Here is an 8,311-nt window from a genome sequence, read left to right as displayed (position 1 = left end):
GACTTCGGATATGAAGCGAGCCTATAAATCCCGCTCATCCGCGCGGAACCTCCACGAGGGCGCGGACCCTATCGACCAGCGCGGGAAGATCGGCCAGATCCTCGCTGCGGGCCACTTCCATCACCGGCGCCGCTTCGATCAACCGCGCCATCGCTTTGAAGATCAACGCTTGGTACCCCAGCGCCACGCCTAACCGCCAGCGGTGAACAAGATCATGTCGCCGCAGCGCCTCCACCCCAACCAGACGGCGCGGGAGGTGCTGCTCCGGCGCGCGCTCGGTCCGCAGCAAGACGATTTGCGCAGGCGGCAGCGCATTGGATTGGAACAGCGCTTCTGCCAGCGGAACGTGATATTTTTCCAATTCTTCGCGGCTGCGCTCCAACCCAGCGAACGCGACTTGAAGCTGCTCCGCCGAATCGCGCCACAGTTTCACGCGCGGAAAGGCAGGAAGAATCCTCAGAGGCTGGCCTTCCCGCACCTCAAGCGCGCAGAGATCGTCGCTTAGGAGCGGGTAGCCCCGCGCGGAAAAAGCGGCGGCCAGGGTAGACTTCCCGGCCCCTGAGATGCCCGACAGCAGCAGAACCCGCCCGCCGATATCGACCGCGCTGGCATGCAACGGCAGCAAGCCGCGCTGAAAGCAGAGGATCGCCAGCACCGTTCCCAGCAGAAACACGCGAACATCGGGCGCGTCTTCTGGCAAAACCGGCTCGATGACAACGCGCCGTCCCGCTTCCACCCAATAGGTTGCGACCGCCGGAATGGCGACCCTCACCCCCGTCGCGCCGATTTGAATAGCGGGGCTAAAGCTCGGCAGGGATTGGTCCAGCGGCGGTACCGCCCCCATCTCGACGATGAGATCTGGCGCGCACGCCTCCCCCTGCCAGGGTAGAAGCTCGGGGAGCGGCAAAGCACTCTGCACGCGCCAGCCGAAAAGTTGGTAATCGCTCATAAGCTCCAGTCAGCTTTCCCCACCCCGTAGGGTTGCGGTATAATTATCGAGTCGCGCGCAGTTTATACAATCCCAAGCGCCCATCTACCCTTATATAAAGGGTAGGCATGAGAGAGAGGTATAGGAAAGCATGGTAGCCCTTGAGACGATTATTGTTCGGAACGACGCTATTCTCGACGCCAATGTGGGCGACGAAACCGTGCTGATGAGCGTCGAGAACGGCCAATATTATGCCCTCACCGCCACCAGCCGCGCGGTTTGGGAACGGCTGAAGCAGCCCGTTCGCGTCCGCGATCTCTGCGCAGACCTCGCCAGCGCCTATCAAACCCCCCTTGAGACGATCGAAGCCGACACGCTGGAATTCCTCAGCTATCTTGAGGCGCAGAAGATGATTGAGGTTCGGGCGGCGTAAGAATGATCTGACGGTCGGCCAGCGCAATCGAGGCCGACCGATGCGCAATCACCAGCATTGTCACCTGCCCGCGCGCGCGGGCCAGCGCGTGCAGAATTTGTTGTTCGGTGTCATCGTCGAGCGCGCTGGTTGCCTCGTCCATCACCAGAAGATCGGGTTCTTGCAACAGGGCGCGCGCCAGGGCGATCCGCTGCCGCTCGCCGCCCGACAACCGCGTGCCACGCTCCCCCATCCGCGTTTCGAGCCCCTCGGGAAGCTGGCGAACGAAACCCGCCGCCGCCCGGTCCAGGGCGCGCCAAAGGTCTTCCTCGCGCGCGTCGGGTTTCGCCAGAAGCAAATTGGCGCGCAAACTATCGTGGAATAGAAACGGGTCCTGCGGCACATAGGCCACCCGCCGCCGCCACGCCACGCGCGTGCCCCCTGTGAGCGGCACGCCGTCGATCTTAATCCGTCCTTCGCGCGCCTCGGTCAGCCCCATTAAAAGGTCCGCCAGGGTCGATTTCCCCGCGCCGGAGGGGCCGATGACCGCGGTGATTGATCCCACGGGGATGATGGCATCGATCCCGCGCACCGCCCACGGCCCGGTCGGCGTGTAGCGATAGCCCAGATTTTCCAGCCGGATTTCTTGGTGGAAGACCGGCGCTTCGGTCGCCTCGGGTTCGGTGGCGGCGCGATAGGTTTCGATCTGGCGGCGGATCGTCTCAAAAATCGGCAGAACGCGAATAATCTGCCGCCCTTGATCTTGCAGGCGCTGTACCAGCATCAGAATCCGCGCGAAAATCAGCACCAGCGTCAGCACATCGGCGAGCGAGAGCGCGAGGGTTTCGAGCCCGAACCAAACCGCCGCCGCAACCACCGCCGCCGCAAGGCTCGTCTGGGCCCGCCCCGCAAGCCCCGACGCGCGCGCTTGATCGATCTGCCGGGAGCGCAACGCGGTGACTTGCTGAAAAAAAGCGGCACTCCGCACGGTTTCGGCGCGCAAGACTTTCAGAATGCGAAGCCCGGCAAGTTCATCGGCCACCTCGGCATGCAACGCCCGATTAGCCCCGGCGAAGCGAGCGGCGAGCGCGTAATTCCGCCGGTTCAGCGGCAGCAGCGCGACGGCGACCAGCACCGCCAAACCGCAGGCAATCGCCGTGAACAGCGGCGACAGCACCATCGCCACTGCCAACAGCACCGGCACTTGCAGCACGGTTGCGAACAGTTGCACCGCCTGCTGCACCGCCCAGCCGCATTGGGAGACCTCGCGGGTGAGGCTTTGGGCCAAGGTCGCCGGGCGCAAGTTGGTCGCGAGGTCCCATTCCACCGCCATAATAGCGTGATAAAGCCGGTTTCGCAGCGTGTCGCCATAAGCGATGACCAAATGAAGCGCGGCCATCGTCTGGGCGTAGATCAACGCCCCCGAAGCCGTAATCAATGCAACGTAAAACGCGAGCGCCCCGCCGAGCCCAACCGCCTGCCCCAGCGCGCCCAAGACCGGGAAACGCGGTGGGGCCGATCCCGCAAGCCCAAGGATCTGCAAAATCGGGTGCAGCAGCAACAGCCCACCGCCCTGCACCAGCGCCGCCACCGACGCCAAAACCGCCACCTGCCAAAAGCGCGGCCCGCTGGTCGCGACAATATCGCGCCACAGAAACCCCGTTTGCCGCGTGATCGTTCGAAGGGGTTTCAAGGATTTGCGGGAAAAAAAGCCCATCGCGCGTTAAAGATCCTTGGGGCAAACGGAACGACGCGCACCATAGCCCATCGCCGCCCCCGCTTCGAGTCTGGCCCGATCAACCAGCAACAAGGCTCTGCCGCCAGATCACCCTTTCGAACAAATCCCGCATGAAAGCTCTAAAGCACGTCAAGACACGTGCTGCTGGGTTTGCCAAAAGGCGCGGTCGGCCCAACGGCTTTCGGCCTGATAGAGAGACAAGCGACGCCCGGTATAGATTGCGGCGACGCGCGCCACTTCTTCCGCATAGGCCGAATATCGGGAGGTAAGGATCGCCTCGGCGGCAGCAATACCGGTGCGCAGCGCGTTGAACAGTCCCTGACCGGCAATCGGGTCGAAGGCCAGGACAGCATCTCCCACGGCAATCCAGCCTTCGCCATAGGGGGTGTCGAGAATCATGCCGCCAGCATCGCGCGCACTAACCTGCCCGCCCTCCCAACTTAAAGCCCCGAGGCGAGAGGCGAGATGCGGCGCACCGGCAAGGCGTGCTAACCAGGCTTCGGGGGATCGGCGCAGGCGGACCGCTTCCCGTGCCAAAGTGTGATAACCGATTGACCAACGACCATCGGCAAGCCGCCCGGCATAGATCCAGCCCTCGGGCGTCGCCTCAATCAGTGTGCGCGTTAGCTCGGCATTTTTCGCGGGCTTTGCCAGTTGGTACAGGGCGACCAAGTCCGACTTCCGCCGCTGCCCGATACCGAGAAGCCGGGCGAGGCGGGCGCGCCGTCCAGTCGCATCCATAATGAACCCGGCGCGGATGTGGCGGCCATCATCAAGATTGATGCGCCAAACCCCGTCCTGCCAAGTGAGACGCTTAACATCCGCCGTCCAGCACCGGCACCCGGCCTCAAGGCTGGCGGCGCGCAAGGCCGAATCGAAATGCCGCCGGTCCAAGCGCAGACCCGGGCCATAGGGATCTTGCAGCGCATCGCTCGGCACCGCCGCGTCGCTGCCCCAAACCGTGAGCCCGCCGCCGACGGGCGCGTGATGCTCCCCCGACACGGCGAGGGTTGCGAGCCCGTGGCGCGCCAAAAGCCTTTGCGCCGCCCCCGGAAGGGTTTCCCCAAGGCGCGGCGGCTGCGCCCGCAGCCGATCGACGATAAGAACCGATCGGCCTGCCTGGGCGAGGTGCCGGGCCGCAATCGCCCCGGCTGGCCCGGCCCCGGCAATCACCACATCGACGCTCGGCCCCTCTTCCTCAGACAAGCTTATACCGGCCTCAGATCTAGCGTTTTTGGACACGGACGGCGCGGAAGGCTTCAAGCTGCTCGCGGCTCGCCCACCCGGCTTTTTCCAACTTGCTCGCTGGTTGCGGCGCGACTGCCAGCAGCCGGACCGCATGATCCGCCGCCGCCTTGACGGTTCCCGCCGCGAGGGTTTCGACATAGATATACTCAGGGAAATCGGGATCGTCCTTAACGCCCGGTCGCGCCTCGACAATGCCCAATTGCCCAAAATCGGCGATCATATCCATCATCACCTGAGCGGTTTGGTGGTTCTGGATCGCCCGCAACCAACTGACGCGGCGGTTATAGGCCGCGACTCGGTCGGTACGGGGCAGGCTGGTGTCGATCACCGTGGCGTAATCCGCTTCGGTCAGCACCTGATTGGGGACGCGCGCCGCCCAGAAGGTGGGCAGGTAGGGGTCATACTCCGGATCATAGCCGGAGCGGCAGAAGGCCGTATCGCCCTGCCAGGGAATCGCCATCCAGCGGGTAATGCCGCCCGGCGGCTGGGCGTAGAGCGGCCCGCCGACTTTTTCCACCAGCAGCGGGGTCATGGTCGAGCCATAATCCGGCTCGGGCTGATCGGCGGGGCGCAGGCGAATGCGGAACGGGGCGGAATAAAGGCTTGCGTGCCGCATCGGCCAGGTCATTTCGCAGCCGGGATGGAAGGTATCCGACAGGCAATAGTGCAGCGCCGCCTTGTCGAGCATATGGGGCTGGTCGGCCAGCGGGACTTCGCTGATCTTCGTGACAGGCTTCAGCGCCTCGGGCCAGTCGGCAACGAAATGACCTTCGACCCATTTGCGCAGAATGGCTTCCTGCAAGCCGGTCATCGTTAGCATATTGCCAGGGCCGGTCGCCGAGAAACTGCCGAACGCATCGCCGTAGATCCAGGGCTGAACATGTGGCCACGCCACGGGTTCGGCAACAATCGGCGCTGCGGGGCGGAAGTTGTTAAACAGGGTGCGGCGCAATTCACTGTAAGGATCGTCGGCCCCACTGGGTTTCTGCGCCAGTTTTTCGATCAAGGCGGGGTTATTGAAATCGAGCGGGCAGCCTTTGCCGAAATAAGCCGCGAAGCCTTTGTTCACCCATTGCAGATTGCTGAGCCGCTGCAGGATCGGCAGAATATCGTTGGTGAACGACGGCGTGTTCGGCATCGCCATCCAACCCGCCTGCACCGAGACATCGCACATGAGATCATACATCGTGCGCCAGCTCACGATATCCGGCGCGTAATTCGGCGGGGCGACGACCACCCAGGCCCCTTCGACCGGAATCGGCGCTCCATTGATCGAGACTTCCGCCGTAACCGGGCCGTCGGAGGTGTCATCGTACCAATCATCGGCATTGTTGAAGCTGGGCGGGTTGGCCGGGTCGTACACCGGGGCGTTCGTGGGCGAGGCGGATTTGCCGTGACCACCGAGGAAAATCAGCCGCCCATCGGCATCGGTCTGAATTTCGCCCAAGGGCACGGGAACGCCCTTGAAGGTTCCGCTATCGAACGCATAAGCGGGGCCGGAAACCGTGCGGCCGGAAATACTGCGCGGGCCGGGATCAATGGCGAGGATTCCACGATCTTTCGTGGCGATATCGGGATTGCGCAGGGGAAAGGCATTGTCCGGCGCGTTCAGCGCTTCGGGAATGTCGAGCGCATACTGGAACTGATACCATTGCGCCTTGCGGTTGGCGACATGGACGGTCCAGGTAATATCGGCGCTGTCGCTGGTTAGCTCACGAACAACCTCACCGGCGGCATTATAGCCATAGACGCGGAAGCGGGCGGCTTGGCGCTTCATCGCCCCGGTCGCATCCCGGTAGAAATCCGGCGGCGGCGCGCTTTCCGGCGGGGCATCGACGACTTCCGGGCCGATGAAATATTCAGTCGCGGCGTCGCCAATGCGCGCAATGCCGATGGCCGGATGAATGGCCGCCCGAACGATGACCGTATCGGCCCCTTGCGGCGCGTCTACGGAAAATGGGCGCGGCGAATCGGGTTCCCCCAGGGGAACGCCGTTCACATGGCGGCGCAACTCGGCGGCGGCGGCATAGACCACCCGGCGCGCATCGGCGATGGAGCCGACCGGCTTATGGGCCTCGGTCACGCGCCAGATGTTCATGGAGAGGTTTTCGCCATAGGCGGCTTGACCGCGCGCGTTGACATCCTGCTGCGCAATCACAAGGTCGGCCACATGGATCGGCGGGCTCAGGTCTTCCGGCCAGACGACCGTCGCCTCATCCAGCGGCATTTGATCGGGCACGGTACGAAGCTGCACCATGAAGCGGAAACTCACCGCGCCCGCGCTCAGGCGGCGGGCGAGATCGGCGGCAAGATAGGTCGGATCGGCGGGATTGCCTGCGGGGGGATCGACGTACAGCGTCGGCTCCAGCTTATATTTGGCGTAAGTATCGCCGAAGCAAAACGGCAGGCCGCTCCAATAGGGCGTTGCCAGCACGCTCGCCACCGGCTTTTCCATCGCCTTCAGCAGGGCATCGGTCTCGGGATGGGCCGCCAGATAGGGGCCATAGTCGCCATCCACGACGCCCGCCTTGGTGAAGGCGCACATATCGGCGGCGGTATTGACGAAAAACACGTCGAAATTCTGCAAAATAAAGTCGAAGGTCGGCGCATCGGGATTACCGATCAATTTCGCGCCGGGCACATCGAACAGCTTGATGCCGATGCCGAGCGTCGATTTGAAATCGCCACTCGTCGGGAGCGTGTCGGAGGAAAAACGCACCCAAGCATCATAGGCCTTGCCCACATTCGCAAAAAGGCCAACCTGGTACTGCGTTGGTAAATCGGACCGGATGCGGAACTGCGCCGCCGCAACGCCGTGGGGTTTTAAAAACACCGGCCGTAACGCGGGGCATTGGCCCTTAGCGATACGCCTGCCTTGAACCATATCGACGAACATAGTTTTTAACGAAGCAATCGGATCAAGAGTACAGTCAATGCTCGAAGCGGGCTCTGCTTTATTTCCCTTAAGATGATCCATTATGGCTTCTCTTTCAATTTAGTGTTGGCGATAGCCTTATACCATACCCGATAAAGAATATAAAACGAAAGCTGGTACACAAAATTGCACTATGACGCGGAACTGCACCAAAACCCTGGGAGCGCGCAGCGATGCCGCCCCCTTAGCCTAAGCGCGGAAATTCTGAGTTTCAGCCCTTTGGCCGAGGTCGATACAATCATCGGGTTTGCAGACGCCGCGAATTGCGGTTAAACCAAAATCATGGCTCGGCTCCCCCTTCTTCTCGCCCATGTGATGCGCCTTTTGTGCGCTGTGGCCGTTCTTTGGGGCGGATTTGCCAAATCTTTGCCAGCGGTGCAGAGCCAAAATTCGGCGAAAGATTTAATCCTTTATGCCTTGCCGGATGGCTCCTTGCCGCCGCTCTGCTTGCCTGGAACGACCGATGACGGTCAGACGGGTAAAAAGATGGCCGCGCATCTGTGCGACCTCTGCCTTCTCGGGGCCTCGGCCTTTTTAAGCGGCCCGGCGCAGGGTGCGCTTCTGGTCGTCCCGCCCGTTAGCACCAACACGACAGCCCAAAAACAGCGCCCGGAAGCCTTTTATCGGCAGTTCTTTCCGCCGCAAGCCCCCCCTATCGGTCCCCCGGCCTTCGCGATTGCTTGAGCGGCCCTACGGTTTTCCGTAGCGCCTAGGCCATCGCGCGCCGGTTGTTTCTGCCCTTCTGGGGAAACCATCGGCGCTTTGCCGGACGGGTTCCCATGCATAGTCTTAGCGTCTCAACGCCGCCGCGTTTAGAGCGGCGGCCCGCCTATCGCGCTTCCCCCCACCGCAACATCAACGCCGCCCGCCGCGTGCGCATGGCCCAGGGAACGATTCTGCCCCTGCGCAGTACGGATGCGGTCGATGCGTTCCGTATTCTTAGCGGCTGCGTCATGCTCTCCCAGGGGCTAACCGACGGGCGGCGGCAAATTCTCGATATCCTCGGGCCGGGCCGCCTGCTGCACAGCAGTGTCACCGATCTTGCCGATT

Annotated in this window: 6 protein-coding genes and 1 pseudogene; 3 read left to right on the top strand and 4 right to left on the bottom strand. The window is 62.7% G+C overall.

Annotated features, from left to right (window positions below; all coding sequences use genetic code 11):
- Positions 1-34 precede the first annotated feature (34 nt).
- On the bottom strand, positions 35-949 hold the full coding sequence (locus ACIQ36_RS15945) for a serine kinase (RefSeq protein ID WP_395831095.1): 915 nt from the start codon (positions 947-949) through the stop codon (positions 35-37).
- Between the two features lie 130 nt (positions 950-1,079).
- On the opposite strand from ACIQ36_RS15945, the gene ACIQ36_RS15940 reads away from it, so the two are divergent.
- Complete coding sequence (locus tag ACIQ36_RS15940; protein ID WP_395831093.1) at positions 1,080-1,361, top strand: PqqD family peptide modification chaperone; 282 nt, start codon at positions 1,080-1,082, stop codon at positions 1,359-1,361.
- Here ACIQ36_RS15940 and ACIQ36_RS15935 read toward each other — a convergent pair.
- The 3 genes from ACIQ36_RS15935 to ACIQ36_RS15925 form a co-directional block, all read right to left on the bottom strand.
- Positions 1,315-3,057, bottom strand: a complete 1,743-nt coding sequence (locus tag ACIQ36_RS15935; protein WP_395831091.1) for an ABC transporter ATP-binding protein — start codon at positions 3,055-3,057, stop codon at positions 1,315-1,317. The genes ACIQ36_RS15940 and ACIQ36_RS15935 overlap by 47 nt on opposite strands.
- Before the next feature lie 150 nt (positions 3,058-3,207).
- A complete protein-coding gene (locus ACIQ36_RS15930; protein ID WP_395831089.1) occupies positions 3,208-4,284 on the bottom strand; it encodes an NAD(P)/FAD-dependent oxidoreductase in 1,077 nt (358 codons plus the stop codon).
- 19 nt (positions 4,285-4,303) lie between these two features.
- Positions 4,304-7,210 carry a LodA/GoxA family CTQ-dependent oxidase gene (locus ACIQ36_RS15925; protein WP_395831087.1) on the bottom strand — a complete coding sequence of 969 codons (2,907 nt, stop codon included), beginning with the start codon at positions 7,208-7,210 and terminating at the stop codon, positions 4,304-4,306.
- Between the two features lie 333 nt (positions 7,211-7,543).
- Here ACIQ36_RS15925 and ACIQ36_RS15920 point away from each other — a divergent pair, with 333 nt between their 5' ends.
- Together ACIQ36_RS15920 and ACIQ36_RS15915 are read left to right on the top strand one after the other, a co-directional pair.
- The gene (locus ACIQ36_RS15920; RefSeq protein ID WP_395831085.1) at positions 7,544-7,945 is read left to right on the top strand and encodes a hypothetical protein; all 402 of its coding nucleotides are present in this window, start codon (positions 7,544-7,546) and stop codon (positions 7,943-7,945) included.
- Between the two features lie 95 nt (positions 7,946-8,040).
- Positions 8,041-8,311: pseudogene (locus ACIQ36_RS15915) on the top strand (hypothetical protein); the annotation flags it as partial.

Origin of the sequence: Elstera sp., assembly GCF_044372965.1 — a bacterium.
Classification (GTDB): domain Bacteria; phylum Pseudomonadota; class Alphaproteobacteria; order Elsterales; family Elsteraceae; genus Elstera.
The sequence above is the reverse complement of the archived record's forward strand: the minus strand, read 5'-3'. Positions and strand labels throughout refer to the sequence as shown.

Bases quoted from the DNA above. Each gene is read 5' to 3' on its own strand.
- ACIQ36_RS15945 (WP_395831095.1), bottom strand. From the start codon at position 949: ATGAGCGATTACCAACTTTTCGGCTGGCGCGTGCAGAGTGCTTTGCCG.
- ACIQ36_RS15940 (WP_395831093.1), top strand. From the start codon at position 1,080: ATGGTAGCCCTTGAGACGATTATTGTTCGGAACGACGCTATTCTCGAC.
- ACIQ36_RS15935 (WP_395831091.1), bottom strand. From the start codon at position 3,057: ATGGGCTTTTTTTCCCGCAAATCCTTGAAACCCCTTCGAACGATCACG.
- ACIQ36_RS15925 (WP_395831087.1), bottom strand. From the start codon at position 7,210: ATGGTTCAAGGCAGGCGTATCGCTAAGGGCCAATGCCCCGCGTTACGG.
- ACIQ36_RS15920 (WP_395831085.1), top strand. From the start codon at position 7,544: ATGGCTCGGCTCCCCCTTCTTCTCGCCCATGTGATGCGCCTTTTGTGC.